We start from the raw sequence: 16,187 nt of genomic DNA, 5'->3' as shown, positions 1-16,187 counted from the left end.
TGGGTGGAGCGGTGCGGCTCAGGGGCGTGGGGAGCGGCTGGGCCTGCGCGGCCGGCCGATTCCATGGGCGGCCGGGTCGGACGGGGCGTCCACCAGATCGCGGAGGAGGTGGTGGTCCGGGGAGAGCCGGCAGGCCGGATCGGTGGCCGCGGCGTCGCCGGTGAGCGCGAACGCCTGGCAGCGGCAGCCGCCGAAGTCCTGTGCGCGCAGATCGCAGCTACGGCATGGCTCGCGCATCCACTCGGTGCCCCGGTAGCGGGCGAACGCCCGGGAGAGGTTCCAGATCCATTCCAGGCCATGGTCACGGACGTTGGGTGCGTCGAGCCCGGGGATCGCCGCGGCAGCCGGGCAGGGCAGGACCGTGCCGTCGGGGGTGAGAGTGAGCGAGACGGCGCCCCAGCCGCCCATGCAGGGCTTGGCGTTGCCGTCGAAGTAGTCCGGCACGACCCAGACCACCTCGATCCGGGCGTCGGCCAGCTCGGCACGTCGGCGCCGTACGGTCCGCGCGGCTTCGGCGAGCTGTTGACGGGAGGGAAGCAGCGCGGCGCGGTTGTGCAACGCCCAGCCGTAGAACTGGGTGTTGGCGAGTTCGATGCGGTCCGCGCCCCAGGCGGGCGCGAGATCAAGGAGCGCGTCCAGGGCACCGAGGTTGTGCCGGTGCAGGACGACATTGAGGCCGAGCGGCAGTCCGGCGGCCCGGACCAGCGCGGCGGCCCGTTCCTTGTCGGCGAAGGAGCGGCGGCCGGCAATCAGGTCGGAGGCGTCGGGGTCGGCGTGCTGGACGGACAGCTGGACGCTGCGCAGCCCGGCGTCGGCCAGGCGGCCGAGCCGCGCCCGGCTGAGGCCGACGCCGCTGGTGACGAGTTGGGTGTGGATCCCGGCGGCATCGGCGGCCTCGACGATCTCCGCCAGGTCCGGGCGCAGCAACGGCTCACCGCCGGACAGATGCGCGCTGACGACGCCGAGATCGGCCGCCTGGCGAAGCGCGTCCACCCACTGCGGGGTCGTCAACTCGGCTGATCTACGGGTGAGTTCGAGCGGATTGGAACAGTACGAGCACTGCAGCGGGCAGCCGTGGGTGAGCTCGGCGAGCAAGGCCCAGGGGCGTGCCGGCGGGGAGGACGCGGAGGGAACGGAGGAAGCGGAGGGATCGGAGGAAGTGGAGGGAACGGAGGACGAAGCGAGCCCGGACGGAACGGGACTCGACGAAGGACCGGTCATCGCAGCCAGCCCTCCTGCCGCATCCGGCCGAGAAAGTCCGGCACCTCGTCCGCCACCGGCGCTCCGGCATAGCGACCGGCCAACTCCTCCACAATCTCTTCGACTTCACGCTTCCCGTCGCACCATCGCAGTACGGCGCCGGCGCTGCCCTCGAGCACGACGACGCGCTCGGGCAGAAGCAGCAGATCGATCCCGCGCACCCGGTCGTGGCGGAGATGGACCGCGGGAGCGAGTACGGGCCGCCACCGCGCCGTCACCGCGGTGCTCCCGATGGCCGCTCCCCCAGTTCGACGGCGTCCAGCAGCGCCCACAGCACCTGGCACTTAAAGGTCAGAGCGGCGATCGCCAGCTCCTGTTCGCGCTCCGTACGCGCCCAGTCAAGGACCAGCGCCAGCGCCTCCTTGCTGTCCCGCCGCCCCTGGCTCTGCCGGTCACGGAAGTAGGCCAGCCCGTCGGCATCGATCCAGCGGTAGTGCCGTTCGAAGGCGTCGACCCTGGTGCGCATGATGTCCGGCGCGGACAGTTCGGTGAGCGAGGCGGCGACCGCCTCCAGCGGGGAGCGCAGCCGGCAGAAGTTGACGTAACCGTCGACGGCGAGCCGTACGCCGGGCAGCACTCCCGTCTCATCCTTCAGCAGCTCCCGGCCGAGTCCGGCCGCCTCACCGAGCCGCAGCCAGCGCTCGATGCCGCCTTCCCCTGGATTCCGCCCGTCATGGTCCTCGATCCGGCGCAGCCACATCCGGCGCAGCTCCGGCGTGTGCAGCTTCGCGGTGATCAGGGCGTCCTTGACGGGGATATGGCGCTGGTAGTGGAAGCGGTTCCGGATCCAGCGGCGCAGCTCTTCCGGCGTCAATTCACCTTGGTGCATACGGATGTTGAAGGGGTGTCGGTCGTGATAGCCGTCGCGCGCCACGGTGCGTAGTCGCTCTTCGAACGGCATGCTCGACGGCGCCGGCGACGGCGTGTTCGGCGGCACGCTCGGCCGCTCTTCGAACGGCATGCTCATAGGGCGATCTCCATCCCTTCCGCGGCCACCGCGAGCCCCATGTCGGCCATCTGCCTGTGCTGTGGCGCGTTGGGGTCGACGAGGGGGTTGGTGTTGTTGAGGTGGGTGTAGAAACAGCGGGTGGTGAGCGGGGCGAGGCGTACGGCGGTGCCGTCGGGCCCGTCGATGGGCAGATGCCCCATGCCGGTGGCCGTACGGGAGGAAAATCCGTTCCGGCGCGGTTCGTCGTCGTCCCAGAAGGTGCCGTCGATCAGCGCGCAGTCGGCCCCGGCCAGCGTCTCCTGGAACGCGTTGGGCCAGGCGGCGAGGGCGGGCGCGTAGACGGCGGTGCCGCCGGTGCGGCGGTCATGGAGGCGGAGGGCGATCACCCAGGGGGCGATGTGCACGGGCGCGCCGGAACCGCCCGCCGGCTCGGCCCCCTTGGCCGCGTACCGGGGCCGCTTGTCCGAGACCGGTACGGCGCTGATCTCGACATCGGACCCCTCGCGCAGCGGCACCGGCCGAGGACCCAATTCCCGCCACACAAGCTCGGCGTACGGCGTGAGGAGGTCATCCAGGCGAGCCCGCTCGCCTAACGCAGAGCGGACCGGAGCGGTGGCCAGCACCTCGATGCGTTCGGCCTCACGGAGCCGGGCGATGCCGAGGGTGTGGTCGAGCTCGGCGTCGGTGAGCACCAGGCCCGCCACGGGGGTCCGGCGTGCCAGGGGACCTGGGTGCAGGGCCGGCGTGCTCTCGATCTGGTCGGCGAGGTCCGGGGTGGCGTTGATCAGATACCAGTGATCGTCGTCGGCTCGTACGGCGAGCGAGGCATGGCGGCGGCGTCGGGCGGGATGGGCGCGTGCCCCGGAACACCCGGGGCACGCGCAGTTCCACTGCGGCACGCCGCCTCCCGCCGCGGTGCCCAGCACCTGCAGCAGCATGGCGGGGCGGTCAGCGGGCGGTCAGGGAATAGGCGGTGACCTCGAGTGCGGTTTCGATCACCGTGTAATCCGGGGTCTGCCAGGCGGGTTGCTCGCCGATCTCGGTGCCAAGGGGGTGCTGGGGGATCTCGGGGGTGCGGGGGGCGTGTTCCGTGACGTCGTTCATGAGGGGCCTACCTTCCGTGGATGCCTTTGGATGTCAGCAGATGTCTGCTGATGACTGCGGATGACTGCGGATGGCTCTCATTGCAGGGTCGTGGAGTCGCAGGGGCGCAGGGCCGGCGAGGGCCCGGCAACTGTGTGGATCACGCGGATAACGCGGACCACGTAGGTGGTTTTCGCCTGCCATTGCCATCGCTCAACCACCCCTCACTGGGGCGCACTTGCCGTACGAGGGCAGAGCCGCATCGCTCTCGCTCACGCCGTGAAGGAAAGGGCCGCGGTCCGTGCGCCAACGGGCCCAGTGGGCGCCGGCCGTCGGCGGTTCATCGACTACCTCGGCTACCTCGACTACATGGCACTGGCACTGGCACTGGCACCGTGCTGCCTCGCGATGCTTTGCAGAATCCTCAGCCGCGGGGCCCAGGTCAATGGGGCAGAACAAAAATGCTCCGACCTATAGCGCGGCAATGGCTCACCACGCGGAACTCCCCTACCTGCAATTCCCCAGCTCGCCGCGGATGTCCGCCCAATGCACACCCAGACGAAAGATCTTCAGCCGACAACTCCCGCCAGTGGAACCGGAGATACCTCCCATCTCCCACCCCTTGACCGGCCTTCTGGAGCGCAGTACTTTCCCGCCATCAGAGAGACAGACAGGAAACTTTCCTATCAGCTTTCCCCTGGCTTTCCTATCAGCTTCCCCACCAACTTCCCAGCAGCCTCGCTCCCCGATCAGCCATCCGCCATCAGCCCGGCGCCGCTGATGCCCACCCCGAGGGAACACCCCGTCACGCCTGCTGCCCTCGTCTGGCCCCTTCTGACCGGAGGACCCCATGCGCATCCGCACCAGAGCCACACGTCACACCGCGCTTGCCGTGGCCGCCGCCACCACCCTCGCCGCCGGCCTTCTCGTCGCCGCCGCCGGAACGGGTGGCGTCGCCGCCGCGGCCGCCGGCCCCGCCTCCGTTCCCGGCACCCCCAGAACCGTCTCATCGGGCTGGTCCATCCCCTGGGGCCTGAGCTGGCTTCCCGACGGATCCGCCCTGATCACCGAGCGCGACTCCTTCACCGTCTCCACTCTCACCCAGGACGGCGCACGGAAGCGGGTCGGCAAGGTCCCCGACGTGGTCACCACCGGCGGCGAGGGCGGACTGCTCAGCATCGCCGTATCGCCGTCCTGGAAGACGGACCATTACGTGTACGTGATGCATACGGCCGCGGAAGGCAACCGCATCGCCCGGATGACCTTCGACGGCACCAAGCTCGGCGGCTACAAGGTGCTGGTCGACGGCATCAAGAAGAACACGTACCACAACGGCGGGCGCATCAAATTCGGCCCCGACAGACTGCTGTACGCCACCACGGGCGAGGCGCAGACCCCCGATCTTGCGCAGGACAAGAAGTCGCTGAACGGCAAGATCCTGCGCATGACACCCGACGGCAGGCCGGCCCCGGGCAACCCGTTCCACTCCCTGGTCTACTCCTACGGTCACCGCAACCCGCAGGGCATCACCTGGGACGCGCAAGGGCGCCTGTGGGAGGGCGAGCTCGGGGACAGCAAGTACGACGAGCTGAATCTCATCGAACCCGGCAAGAACTACGGCTGGCCCCTGTGCGAGGGCACCTGCTCCACCGACGGAATGACCAACCCCAAGCGCCAGTGGCCGGTGAAGGACGCCTCGCCCAGCGCGGTCGCATACGCCGACGGGGCGATCTACATGGCGGCGCTGCGCGGCGAACGCCTGTGGCGCATCCCCGTCGACGGCACCAGCGCGGGCACCCCGAAGGCGTACTACACCCACGACTACGGGCGGCTGCGTACGGTCGAGTCCGTGCCCGGCCGGAATTCCCTGTGGCTGACGACGACGAACGCGGACCACAACGGGGACGGCGGGGACGGCTCCGACAAGGTGTTCCAGATCGATCTGAAGTAGTGCGGGCGGACACCGTGGCCCCGGTCCGTGGCGTGATCTGGCCGAGGACCGCCGCCCACCGACCACCTCGCCTCCGCGACACGCCTCTCCGTGGCACGCTGAAGAGAGCAGCGCCACAGCGGCCGGGCATCAGCAGCCGGGCAGCCGACGACCGGGCGCGCACACCATCACGTCCAGCACGCGAGACAACAAGGCAGGCAGGTCAAGGAGCACATGAGCACGCCACTACCCGGCTTCGAAGACCCGCCCCACGACCAGGAACGACGGCCCCGCCGCGTGCTCGCCCCCGGCGCCGTCCACGTTCCCGGCTGGCTGAGCCTGGCCCAGCAGCGCGAACTGGTCGCCGCCTGCCGTGACTGGGCGCGCGGCCCGGCGCCGATCCGGCACACCAAACTCCCCCGCGGCGGCGTGATGTCCGTCCAGACGGTGTGCATCGGCTGGCATTGGCAGCCATACGCGTATACCCGTACCGCCGACGACGTCAATGGCGCCCGGGTCGCCGAATTCCCGGACTGGATGGTCGAGTTGGGGCGGCGGGCACTGGTCGACGCGTATCAGGACGCGACCGCAGGCGATGCGTACACACCCGACACCGCGCTGATCAACTTCTACGACGCCGAGGCGAAACTGGGCATGCATCAGGACAAGGAGGAACGGTCCGGGGCGCCGGTCGTCTCGCTCAGCATCGGCGACACCTGTGTCTTCCGGTTCGGCAATACGCAGACGCGGACCAAGCCGTACACCGACATCGAGCTGGCCTCCGGCGACCTGTTCGTCTTTGGCGGGCCGTCCCGGTTCGCCTATCACGGGGTGCCCAAGGTCCGGCCGGGCACCTGCGACCCGGCGTCCGGCCTGACCAGCGGCCGCCTCAACATCACCATGCGGGTCACCGGGCTCAGCTGAACCGCTCCCCCGGACCCGCCCCGCACCCGGGTCCCAGGAGGCAGACTGGACTCATGTGCCGCAGCATCAAGACCCTCCGCCCGCCCGTCACGCCCGAGGTCACCGACGAGGACATCCGGGCCGCTGCCTTGCAGTACGTCCGCAAGGTCTCCGGCTTCCGGGCGCCGGCCGCGCACAACCGCGAGGCGTTCGAGCACGCGGTGGACGCCGTGGCAGCCGCGACGCAGGACCTCCTCGGCAGCCTCCAGGTCCGCGGCTCGGCCACCCACCAGCACTGAACACCCGACTCACGGCTCCAGGCAGCCCGGCGATCCGGTCGGCCCAGCGATCCGGTCGGCCCAGCGATCCGCCCGGCCCGGCACCCCGACCGGCCCACGCACCCGATCGACTCACCAATCCACCGACGCCTGCACCGGCAGGTGATCGCTCGGGAACTGCCCGTGCTCGGAGAACGTATTGATCGTGGCCCGCCGCGTCCGCACGCCCGCCGAGGTGAGAATCCAGTCGATCCGGTCCCCGTCAGGCACCAGCGGCCGATACCCATGAAACGTCGCATACTGCGCGCTCCGTTCCTCGGCCGTGTCCCAGCTGTCGACGAGCGCCCCACCTGCCAGCATCGCGTCGTACACGGGATTCTTGTGCGCCGCGACATTGAAGTCGCCCGTGATGATCCGGGGCAACGCGGGATCGAGCGCCCCCAGCCGCTCGAGGATCAGCGCGGCGGAACGCTCCCTCGCGTACTGATGCGCATGATCGAGATGAGTGTTGCAGGCGTAGAACTCGCCCCCCGCCCGCACATCCCGGAAACGGACCCAGGTCGCCATCCGAATGACGGTGTTCCCCCAGGTCGCCGACCCGATCAGATACGGCGTGTCGGACAGCCAGAAATGGTCGTACTCCACCGGCTCCAGCCGCCGCGCATCATAGAAAATCGCCGCGAACTCATCCCGGCTACCCCCGCCCCGCCCCGTCCCCACCCAGTCGTAGCGCGGGCCGAGATCCTCCGCGATGTCCCGCAGCTGCCCGTAGAGCCCCTCCTGGGTCCCGAGCAGCTGCGGGGCCTCGCGCCGCAGCAGTGACCGCATCACGGGCCGCCGCTCGGCCCAGGAATTCGGCCGGGTGTCGGAGGCGTACCGCAGGTTGAAGGTCATCACCCGCAGCTCCCGCCCCCGCCCTCGTTCGGCGGCGGCCGCGGTTCCGACCCCGTACGCCACCGCCGGTACGGCGACCGCCCCCGCGGCCGCCGCCCGCAGAGCCGACCGCCGGCTGAACGCCGTCACCACGGAACGCCCGGCGGACGCGGACTCCGCACGGGAGGCGGCCAGGAGCTCCAGCGACTCACTCGACTCACGGGGCTGACGGGACTCACGGGAAACGGGGACAAGGTCGTTCACAACGACTCCATTCGTCCATTGCGCAGGCCGACGCCGACGCCATCACCGCAGAGTCTCGAACACCTCCATGAGCCGGAAGCACCCCCGACGCGAACCGACGGAAAACCCTCCCCCGCTCACCGCTGCCCGGCGGGCCCCTGCCACTCCGCATGCCGGATACGGGAAATCTCCCGCAAGCCGCCGACCGTGCCCCATTCATCCTTGCCCAGCCGCGACAACGGCCGCAGCTTCGCGATCTCGGGATGCCCGTCGACCAGCACATCGTCCGCCACCACGGCATGCACCACCCGCCCGAACACGACCGTGGAATCCCCGATCCCGAGCGTGCTGTGCACCTCGCACTCCAGCGCCACGGGCGAGTCCGCCACCCGCGGCGGCTTCACCCGCACACTCGGCTCGGAAGCGATCCCCACGGCCTCGAACTCACTCACACCATGCGGAAAGTCCGTGGCACTTTCATTGATCTGCCGGTCCAGCCCCTCCGACGCAAAACTCACGACAAATTGCCCGGTAGCTTCGACATTCCGCAACGTGTCCTTCCGCCCCACAGAACTGAACTGCACCACGGGCGGCGCCACACTGGCGATGCTGAAGAAGGAGTGCGGTGCCAGATTTGCAGTGCCGTCCGCGGAAATCGTGGACACCCAGGCAATGGGCCGCGGCACGACCACCGAGGTCAGAAGCTTGTAGAACTCGTTGCGAGACATCTCAGCAGGATCAAAGTCAATGCGCATGGTGATCAGTATCCACACAGGCGGCCGCGGATCGTACAGCGGATCCACGGCACCACCAAACCCCTGAGTTCGGCAGAAAGTGCCCGATATCGGGAGCCGACGAGCGTCAGGAGCCCACACCGTGCCAACAGCAGCCCTCACCGTCTGGGAGGACTTCGAGGTCCCCGCCCACGCCCGCGGCGGTCAAGTCACCCTCAACCTCCACGATCACCTGGCGGCATATGCCCCCAAACGCCCCGGCGCCTACCTGCGCATCTCCTCCGACCGCTTCGGCTTCGAAGCAGGCGTCGACCGCCAGCTCGAAGGAGCTGAGGACTCCCGGGCCCGCCTGCGCTGGGGCGCCTGCCTGCTCCAGATGGGACAGCGGGCGATCAGACGTCAGCTCTCTCGGCAGCCCGGCAACAGCGGTGCGCTCGATTGAAAGGCACTCAGTTCACCTCCCGCGTCGGGCCGCACCTCGGTCCAATCCTCCAAGGCCACCGTCTTCACCTGAAGGCGGCCCGTGCACGACAACCGAGGGGATCCGTTCGTGACCATCGCTCCCGAAGCACCCACAACCCGCACCCGCGCGGTGCCGACCTTCCTTGAGCTGGAGATCACCGGCCGCTGCCAGCTCACCTGCGCATCCCACTGCTACGCCGAAGCCGGCCCCACGAAGGGCCACGGCACGATGGCCTTCGACGACTGGCGGCGCATCGTCGCCGGGGCCGCCCGACTCGGCGTTAAGAAGGTGCAGTTGATCGGCGGGGAGCCGACTCTGCACCCGCAGTTCACTGACCTGCTCTGCCACGCCCTGAACTGCGGCCTCGCCGTCCAGGTCTTCAGCAACCTGTTCAAGATCAAGCTGGAATGGTGGGAGCTGTTCGCGCACCCCCGAGTCAGCCTGGGCACCTCGTACTACTCCGACGACCCGGCCGAGCACGACGCGATCACCGGCCGGAAGGGCAGCCACGCCGCAACCCGCGCCAACATCGTCGAGGCGGTACGCCGCAATGTCCCGATCAAGGTCGGCATCATCCACATGTGTGAAGGGCAAAGCAGCGAGCCGGCCCGCGTCGAGATGGAAGCGCTTGGCGTCAACCACGTGAACGTGGACCGTGTGCGTGGGGTTGGCAACGCCGCAGCGGTCGCTGTCACCCTGCCGTCCGTTACCCAGTTGTGTGGGTCGTGCGGGGAATCGCGGGCCGCGATCGGCCCGAACGGGGAAGTTTGGCCATGTGTCCTGTCCCGCTTCCTGCACCCCGCCGGCAACGTCAAGGACGGCCGCCTGGCCGATGTGATCGCCGGCGACACCTGGGCAGCGCTGCTCTCGGCCATCCCCCGCCGCCCCGGCCGCGTACCGGACTCCTGCACGCCACGGGAGGACTCCTGCCAGCCCTCGCCCGGCCTGGCGACGGCCTGCAACCCTGACTCCGACAGCTCCGACTGTTCGCCGGCGGAAACCGAAGCCTGCAACCCTGCCTATTGAAAGGCGAATTCATGGACTGGGAGACACACGCCCGGCGTCTGGCCGACGAGGTCACGCGTCCCGAATCCCGCTGGTTCGATCCGCTGTCCACCACCCCCCGGCATGTCTTCGTGCCACGCTGGTGGCACAACCACGGCGGACGGTGGGCCTTGCGGCACGGCTCGGCAGATCCCGAGGAATGGATGACGGCCGTCTATGCGGACCGCACCCTTGTCACCCGCGTCGGTCCCCACCACGCGGACGACGCCGTCGAAGAGGCTGCTCTCAGCACCGGACACCCCACATCGTCGTCCACTCTGCCGGGCCTCGTCGTCGCCATGTACCGGCACGCGCTGATCTCGGACGACTGCGATGTGCTGGTCACCACCGGCTCCGGCTACGGAACCGCACTGGCCTGCCGAAGGCTCGGGGACGCTCACGTCACCAGCATCGATGTGGACGCCCGCCTGGTGGAGAAGGCCAGAGACCGGCTCGAATCCCTGGGCCTGCGCCCGCAAACCGCGGTGTGCCACATCACCGGCACCGTGCCGGGCACCTACGACCGCATCGTGTCCACCGTCGCCGTATCCGCCGTCTCTGCCTCCTGGTTGGACGCTCTGCGGCCCGGTGGCCGCCTCGTGACCACCCTCGCCGGGACCGGGCTGATCGTGACTGCGGACAAGACAGCCAACGGCGGAGCAGAAGGCCGCGTGGAGCTGGAAGCCGCCGGCTTCATGCGCACCCGGGACGGCGACGACTACCCTCCCGGCCTCGACGCACTCTTCGACAAGGCGCGGGAAGCCGAGGGCGAGGACGTCACCACCGGCCGCTACCCGGTGCTGTATGTACCGGACGCCTGGGACCTGTGGTCGATGCTGGAGCTGGCCGTACCCGGCATCGAGCACCGCCGCTGCGACCACAACGACGGCAAGACGCGCACGGTGTGGATGCTGCACCCCGACGGATCCTGGGCCCGTGCCGTGGGCCGCTGGACCGACCCGCCCACCGTCCACCAAGCAGGCCCCCGCCGCTTGTGGGATGAGCTGGAGCGCATCCGTCACCGCCTCAACAAGGAGGGAAGGCTGCCCCCGTCTACGGAGCACACGTCCGCATCGATCCCGATGGCACCACACACCTTTCCCGCGGCGCCTGGTCCGCAACCATTGCCTGACCAGACCACGTCGAAGCGCGGTTCTCGTAGAGCCAGCGCTACCAGCTACTACCCACAGTGGGGAGACCTGGCGACCGGGCCTCCCCACCAGCTACTGGCGCAAGGACACGCCTCCGCACCCGGCAACGTTCACCGACTGACGACGCTTCGTTTGCCTGGGCGGCGCGTCGCGGTCACCGGGCAGGTGGTCGGCCTTGAGGCGGATCAGCGTGCCTTCGATCAGAGGGAGTTCTCCGACTGCAGGGGTGGTGCGGACGTCGACCGCAGCCCGCAGCCGCCGCCGCGTCCACACCGGCGGTCGGCCCGGGCGGCGACGGTCCGTTCGAGGTCATCTCCCGCGACCCACGGGCAGATGTGCGCGTGCTGCCCACCATGCGTTTCGTCGATGACCTGCCGGCGTCGGAACGACTGCGGGTTCTCGTCGGACTACAGGCCCTCGCCACGGCGAGACAGCCTATATCGAAGGGGATGTGGTACGTCCTGGGCCTTGCGGATGATTGCGAAGCCACAGGTCAGGGCTCTGTCTCGGTGCGGCGGTGGAACGCCTCTCCTCCGAATCGGGAACGGATGAGGCATCGTCGCAGGTCACCCGAGCAGCACCGCGTGACTGACCACGTGGGCTGCGCGGTGTCGTGGGACTACGCCGGGCTCCTTGCTCCGTGCGTGCCGGCCAGGAGACGGCTTCCGCGCAAGGCGAGCTCCAGCTCGAACCGGCAGCGGGGGTCCTGCAGGGAGATGCCGAGTATTCGCTCGATCCGCCGCATGCGGTGCCGGACCGACTGCGGCTGGAGCCACAGCCTCCGCGCCGCTTCCGCCGTGCTGCCGCTCTCCAGCCAGGTGAGCATGGTCTGGGTGATCCGGTCGGCCTGATGTGGCGGCAATTCCGCCAAGGGGCGCAGCCAGCGGTCGGTGAGCAGTCGTACCAGCGACATGCCCTGGAGCAGAAGCAGGGTCGGGAGATGCTCGAAGACCCGGATCAACCTACCCTCCTCGCCGACGGCTTCGGTCGTCACCATCAGGAGCATGCGTGGCCAGCGCAGTGAGGAGCCCGCCTCGACGCGCGGCAGCGCGGGCCCCAGCACCGCCGTCCAGCCGTACAGGGCCCGGCGCAGCATGGCTTCGGTGTCGTGTCCGGGGTTGGCGATCAAGAGATACGGCCGAGCGCGCTCTCGCCGCCCCGTGCTGCAGCGCCATCCGCTCGATCACGTACTGGTCGTGGGCCTGGACCACCAGGAAGTCGACCGGCTTGGCCTTCCCCGGCCAAACGGACCGCTGGCGCTTGGCCCACGCTCCGTTGGCGTTCTCCCGCCGCAGGACGTGCAGGTGGGAACCGGTCACCCTGCAGCCCAGCGCGGTGGAGTCCGGCATGAAGTGCATGTCCTCGCGCCGCAGGCCCGCTGCGGTGCCGCGGCGCAGGCCGGCCCGGGCGAGCAGCAGCACGATGAAGCGGTCCCGGGCGTTGCGGCAGGCCACGCGAACAGCGCAACGGCTTCGGCGTCCGTAGCCCGGTCCCGGCGCTTGCGCGGGACCTGCACCCGGTGGCAGGCCTTGAGCCGGTAGCTCATCCCCTCGGCGCGGGCCTCCTCGGGCAGGTCCCAGTCCTCGGCCACCTCGTAGAGCTGGACCAGGACCTCCGACGGCACGGTCTTCGCGGTGATGCCGCGCAGCAGGAACTGGCGCACGCCGGTCAGCACGCTCCAGATCCGGCCCGGCTGCCGACGGGGCTCCGTCCCGGGCCCGGCCATCACAACCCCGCGGCCCACGACCGGCCGCTCGATCGCGGTGGCCTCCGGCGTCCCGTACTTCAGCCACACGGTGAACAGCCCGAGATCCACCGCGGCGGTCCGCCAGTCGCGGCCGGTCCGGGCGCACCAGCGCAGGTACAGCGCGATGTGCCCGGCGTACGTACGCGTCGCCAACTCCGCCTGATCCCTGCCGAACCGCACGTACCGCAAGAACGCATCCGCAGCCGGCACCACCAAGTCCTCGTCCAGCACCGTCCAGTACCCGGCACCCGAGGGCAGCTGCACACGAAACGCCCGCAAGGCTTCCTCCACCCCTTCTGCAACGCGTCGCAACGATCACGACAGCTCCAGAGATGCGAGGAAGAACCCCAGCTCACACGATCAGACGCAGCCTCCTACTACACGTCGAAGCGCCTGGGAGAACGAGCCGGAGCACAGCAAGACCGTGCCGAACACCTCACCGGGCCCGTACCCGAACGCAGAAGCCCCCGCCGGCACCAGCCGACGGGGGCTCCTCACCTCTCACGCCGTATCACACACGTATCACCAACAGGGACGACGCTCCTGGACCCCAAGCATCTGACCTGTGCTTACGCGCCTCACGTGGAGCAGTTGGACCCCACAGGACGCTATTTGCAACCTGTGCCATGTGGTGCCACAGGGACACTCCCCGCATCGACGCCCAGCGCGCCCCCGCCACCGAGATCCGGACCAGGAGCGGACCAACTTCGTCTCCGCTCCGGCGAATTCCGCTCAGGCTCTGCAGCACGCGCCGCGGGCGTGGGCGGGCGCTTCGTGCATCACCGCTTCCCTTACATGGCCCCATGACCATCGTGCTGGCTGCCGTGTGCCTGGCCTGGTGCGTCAACTCACCGCAGAGTGGAGGGGACCGATACCCGGCGGACTGTCAGTGCCTGCGCATAGCCTGCCGACATGCCCTCGACTCGCGGTGAGCTCCGGCACGTCATGCTCGGTTCGATCTTCAAGCCCGAGGTCCCCCTGGGGCCGACCCGGGACATTCTCATCACCTGCCACGCCTCGGCAACGGGCAAGGGCAAGCTCCACGGGAGCCCCGAGTGCCGCACCCTGCGGTCAGCCACCTCCATGGACCAGATCGACATGCCGTTCGGCGAAGCCGTGGAGCGGTTCTGTGCGAACTGCCGGTGGCCTCTGCCGACATACAGCCCCATCCTTCCGCTCGGCGCCGCGGTGAACGAGGTGGAATCGCTCACGATCTGGCTCGACCGGGCCTCCAAGGACGAAGAGGACATCGAGGCCGAGCGTGACGCCGCCATCGCCCTCGCCACCGGCGAATACCCACCCCACGCCACCGACTCTAACGACGAGGAGGAGGAAGACGGCGACGAGGCCGGGCGCCACGAGGAATGGGAGCGGTACGACCGCGCCCGTAACCTCCGTTCCGGACGCCACGCGCACTGGCGCCGGCTGCACTCCTACCTGGCACGGAGCAACGAGGCCGTAGCCGAGTACCCCTTCCTCACCCCGTGGGCCGACGGTCTGCAGAGCCGCCTCACCGCCGTCCTCGACGCAGAGCGCAGGGCCTTCGCGACCCTCGTGCAGCCGGCCCGCCTGCTGGAGGCTGCAGCCGTACGTGTCCTGCCCACGCCGCAGTTCTCCGCCGATCCCGGCTTCGCTGGGTTGGGAGCGGAGGCGGAGAAGACCTTCCGGCGAGCGTGGCACGAGTGGAGTCGCCGAGCCATCTGGTCCTGGCGATGCCTGGAAGATCAGGACTTCTCGGTCTACACCGTCGTCAGCGACGCCTTCGGGCGTCGCCGCAAGGGAAAGCCCGAGACCCACGCCGCGTTCCGCCGACTCACCGCCGACTGGATCCGCCAGGCACGCGAAGAAGCCGGCCGCCCCGCCAGCACGCCGTGGCAGCTGGTGGCCATCAAGGTACCCGCCCTCCCCCGAACCCATCACAGCGAGCCAGAACGCGACCCCCTCACCCTGTGGGAAGCATCGGTCATCGCCACGTACCAGGTGGCCTTCAACTGGAAGGCCAGCACCACGGCCCTGCTCGTTCCCCACCTAGTCACCGAGCAACTGCTCGCATGCGCCTCTGACGACATGCCGGTCCAGCTCCTGGCTCCCGACGGCAGCGCCCTGCCCGCAGAAGTGCTGCTCAAGCAGTGGGACCACGAGAGCCTCACTCGCTCGTAACCGAGCGCTGTCAGTGAGCGCGTGCGGTTGTCAGTGGCCCCTGTCACGATCGATACGGCGGCCCATCGTGGCCGTATGGCGAGCGGAGGCCAGCATGCCCAACCGGTACGTGCGACTTACAGGATTCGATCAACGACTGGATCTGACGAAACCGGATCTTGGAGTGGCCGGCGGCGCTGCACTGCTCGAACAGCTGCTCAATGACCGCCGGTTGCCCGTACCACTCCGCGGCCTCACGTGCGCGGAGGTATGCGAGAAGCGAGGCTTCATCGAGCCGATGTCGGTGTACCGGCGACTGGGCAAAGTCGTCGCTGCCCACATGCGGAGCGACGCCGAGGACCGGCACTACGGCGGTGGAGAGTCCGACGAGCACAAGGCGTACAAGGACCGGGCGGTCCGGGCCGCAGAGGAAGGCGGGCACACTGCCGTCCAGGAACGATCAAGCAAGGACCGCGCGGTGCGCAGCGATGTCCTGATCCGCGGCACGGACGGGGTGCTCCTCGGCTTCGAGTCGCAGCTGTCTTCGCGAAACCCGCGTGAGATTCAGGCCCGAGATGTGGCGGCCCGACGAGCGGGCGTTCTGGACGCCTGGCAGACGGACAGCCAGGACATGGCACGGGATACGACGGTGCCGTGGTTGCGTACCGACCGCGCTCCCCTGGAGCTGATCATGAAGCGGGATTCTCCCATTCCGTTTCGCGGTGGCATCCGGCGCATCGAACTCGCCAAGTGTGACGAACGATTCCCGGGGCCGTGCCCGAAGAAGCGGAGCGGCAAATGCGGAGGCTGGCATCCAACAACCCGGCCTGCGGAACGCCCCTTCGACGAGTTCATCCGAGATGCCGCCTCTGGTCTCTACGTACGGGCGATCGTCAAGGTGAAGCGGACCTCCTTTGAATTCTGGACCCCTACTACCGATCACACTGCGTACCTCGACGCAGCATCGGACCAACCATCCGCCGTCATGCCAAGGCAACGGCAGTTGCAGTACCCCATGGTGGACGGCGACCCGACGTGTCGCGTCCGGCCCCCCGCCGCGGCAGACCACGAGGCCGTATCGCTCCCGCACATCCCGGCACCCCGCTCGCCGCAGTCCCAACCGGGAAGGGCTTCCCCGGCGACAGCGGCACCGCCGATCGTGTACCGCGGGAAGTGCGGGGCCGGGGTCAGTCCATGCGGAGCACCCGCGCGCTTCTACGCGGCCGGATGGCTCTGTGATGACCACCGACCGTAAAAGGGCTGACGGTACAGCGGCGGACCAACTCGATGCGTGGCGAACCCGGCTGATGGACCGTTCAGTGCCGATCACTCCCAGACCTTCCCACCTCTCCCCAGCCCTCCCCGCCCGACGACCGCGCGGACCAAGATC

The 16,187-nt window shown here is 69.1% G+C and carries 16 protein-coding genes and 1 pseudogene; 8 read left to right on the top strand and 9 right to left on the bottom strand.

Annotated features, from left to right (window positions below):
* Positions 1 to 18: 18 nt before the first annotated feature.
* The 5 genes from pqqE to pqqA all read right to left on the bottom strand — a co-directional run bounded on the left by pqqE (position 19) and on the right by pqqA (position 3,313).
* A complete protein-coding gene (gene pqqE / locus AC5677_RS39635) occupies positions 19 to 1,095 on the bottom strand; it encodes a pyrroloquinoline quinone biosynthesis protein PqqE (protein ID WP_497192686.1) in 1,077 nt (358 codons plus the stop codon).
* Positions 1,096 to 1,217: 122 nt separating this feature from the next.
* Positions 1,218 to 1,478 carry a pyrroloquinoline quinone biosynthesis peptide chaperone PqqD gene (gene pqqD, locus AC5677_RS39630; RefSeq protein ID WP_497192685.1) on the bottom strand — a complete coding sequence of 87 codons (261 nt, stop codon included), beginning with the start codon at positions 1,476 to 1,478 and terminating at the stop codon, positions 1,218 to 1,220.
* Positions 1,475 to 2,161, bottom strand: a complete 687-nt coding sequence (pqqC, locus tag AC5677_RS39625) for a pyrroloquinoline-quinone synthase PqqC (RefSeq protein WP_497196926.1) — start codon at positions 2,159 to 2,161, stop codon at positions 1,475 to 1,477. The genes pqqD and pqqC overlap by 4 nt, the downstream gene beginning before the upstream one ends.
* A gap of 62 nt (positions 2,162 to 2,223) precedes the next feature.
* Positions 2,224 to 3,147 carry a pyrroloquinoline quinone biosynthesis protein PqqB gene (gene pqqB, locus AC5677_RS39620; RefSeq protein ID WP_497192684.1) on the bottom strand — a complete coding sequence of 308 codons (924 nt, stop codon included), beginning with the start codon at positions 3,145 to 3,147 and terminating at the stop codon, positions 2,224 to 2,226.
* A 10-nt stretch (positions 3,148 to 3,157) separates the two neighbouring features.
* The gene (pqqA, locus tag AC5677_RS39615) at positions 3,158 to 3,313 is read right to left on the bottom strand and encodes a pyrroloquinoline quinone precursor peptide PqqA (protein WP_497192683.1); all 156 of its coding nucleotides are present in this window, start codon (positions 3,311 to 3,313) and stop codon (positions 3,158 to 3,160) included.
* A gap of 829 nt (positions 3,314 to 4,142) precedes the next feature.
* Here pqqA and AC5677_RS39610 point away from each other — a divergent pair.
* The 3 genes from AC5677_RS39610 (at position 4,143) to AC5677_RS39600 (ending at position 6,424) form a co-directional block, all read left to right on the top strand.
* Entirely contained in the window at positions 4,143 to 5,243 is a 1,101-nt protein-coding gene (locus AC5677_RS39610; RefSeq protein ID WP_497192682.1) for a PQQ-dependent sugar dehydrogenase, read from the top strand.
* Positions 5,244 to 5,456: 213 nt separating this feature from the next.
* Entirely contained in the window at positions 5,457 to 6,146 is a 690-nt protein-coding gene (locus AC5677_RS39605; RefSeq protein WP_497192681.1) for an alpha-ketoglutarate-dependent dioxygenase AlkB family protein, read from the top strand.
* Between the two features lie 53 nt (positions 6,147 to 6,199).
* The gene (locus tag AC5677_RS39600; protein ID WP_497192680.1) at positions 6,200 to 6,424 is read left to right on the top strand and encodes a DUF2277 domain-containing protein; all 225 of its coding nucleotides are present in this window, start codon (positions 6,200 to 6,202) and stop codon (positions 6,422 to 6,424) included.
* A gap of 111 nt (positions 6,425 to 6,535) precedes the next feature.
* On the opposite strand, the gene AC5677_RS39595 is transcribed toward AC5677_RS39600, so the two are convergent.
* Positions 6,536 to 7,297 carry an endonuclease/exonuclease/phosphatase family protein gene (locus AC5677_RS39595; protein WP_497192679.1) on the bottom strand — a complete coding sequence of 254 codons (762 nt, stop codon included), beginning with the start codon at positions 7,295 to 7,297 and terminating at the stop codon, positions 6,536 to 6,538.
* Between the two features lie 359 nt (positions 7,298 to 7,656).
* Entirely contained in the window at positions 7,657 to 8,274 is a 618-nt protein-coding gene (locus AC5677_RS39590) for a flavin reductase family protein (protein ID WP_497196925.1), read from the bottom strand.
* A 121-nt stretch (positions 8,275 to 8,395) separates the two neighbouring features.
* Here AC5677_RS39590 and AC5677_RS39585 point away from each other — a divergent pair, with 121 nt between their 5' ends.
* The 3 genes and pseudogenes from AC5677_RS39585 (at position 8,396) to AC5677_RS39575 (ending at position 10,892) form a co-directional block, all read left to right on the top strand.
* Complete coding sequence (locus tag AC5677_RS39585; RefSeq protein WP_497192678.1) at positions 8,396 to 8,695, top strand: hypothetical protein; 300 nt, start codon at positions 8,396 to 8,398, stop codon at positions 8,693 to 8,695.
* A gap of 108 nt (positions 8,696 to 8,803) precedes the next feature.
* Entirely contained in the window at positions 8,804 to 9,742 is a 939-nt protein-coding gene (locus tag AC5677_RS39580; RefSeq protein ID WP_497192677.1) for a radical SAM/SPASM domain-containing protein, read from the top strand.
* A gap of 11 nt (positions 9,743 to 9,753) precedes the next feature.
* Positions 9,754 to 10,892, top strand: a pseudogene (locus AC5677_RS39575) (methyltransferase domain-containing protein).
* 638 nt (positions 10,893 to 11,530) lie between these two features.
* Here AC5677_RS39575 and AC5677_RS39570 read toward each other — a convergent pair.
* Positions 11,531 to 12,040, bottom strand: coding sequence for a helix-turn-helix domain-containing protein (locus AC5677_RS39570; RefSeq protein WP_497192676.1), 510 nt, complete (start codon positions 12,038 to 12,040; stop codon positions 11,531 to 11,533).
* A 186-nt stretch (positions 12,041 to 12,226) separates the two neighbouring features.
* Complete coding sequence (locus AC5677_RS39565; RefSeq protein ID WP_497192675.1) at positions 12,227 to 12,937, bottom strand: hypothetical protein; 711 nt, start codon at positions 12,935 to 12,937, stop codon at positions 12,227 to 12,229.
* A gap of 633 nt (positions 12,938 to 13,570) precedes the next feature.
* Between AC5677_RS39565 and AC5677_RS39560 the strand changes: the two genes are divergently transcribed.
* Both AC5677_RS39560 and AC5677_RS39555 read left to right on the top strand, forming a co-directional pair.
* Complete coding sequence (locus tag AC5677_RS39560; RefSeq protein WP_497192674.1) at positions 13,571 to 14,818, top strand: hypothetical protein; 1,248 nt, start codon at positions 13,571 to 13,573, stop codon at positions 14,816 to 14,818.
* A 94-nt stretch (positions 14,819 to 14,912) separates the two neighbouring features.
* Positions 14,913 to 16,052 carry a competence protein CoiA family protein gene (locus AC5677_RS39555; protein WP_497192673.1) on the top strand — a complete coding sequence of 380 codons (1,140 nt, stop codon included), beginning with the start codon at positions 14,913 to 14,915 and terminating at the stop codon, positions 16,050 to 16,052.
* The last annotated feature ends 135 nt before the right edge of the window (positions 16,053 to 16,187 follow it).

The sequence above is a fragment of the Streptomyces sp. JLSY215 genome (assembly GCF_059682825.1).
This window is presented reverse-complemented; position numbering and strand designations above follow the sequence as displayed.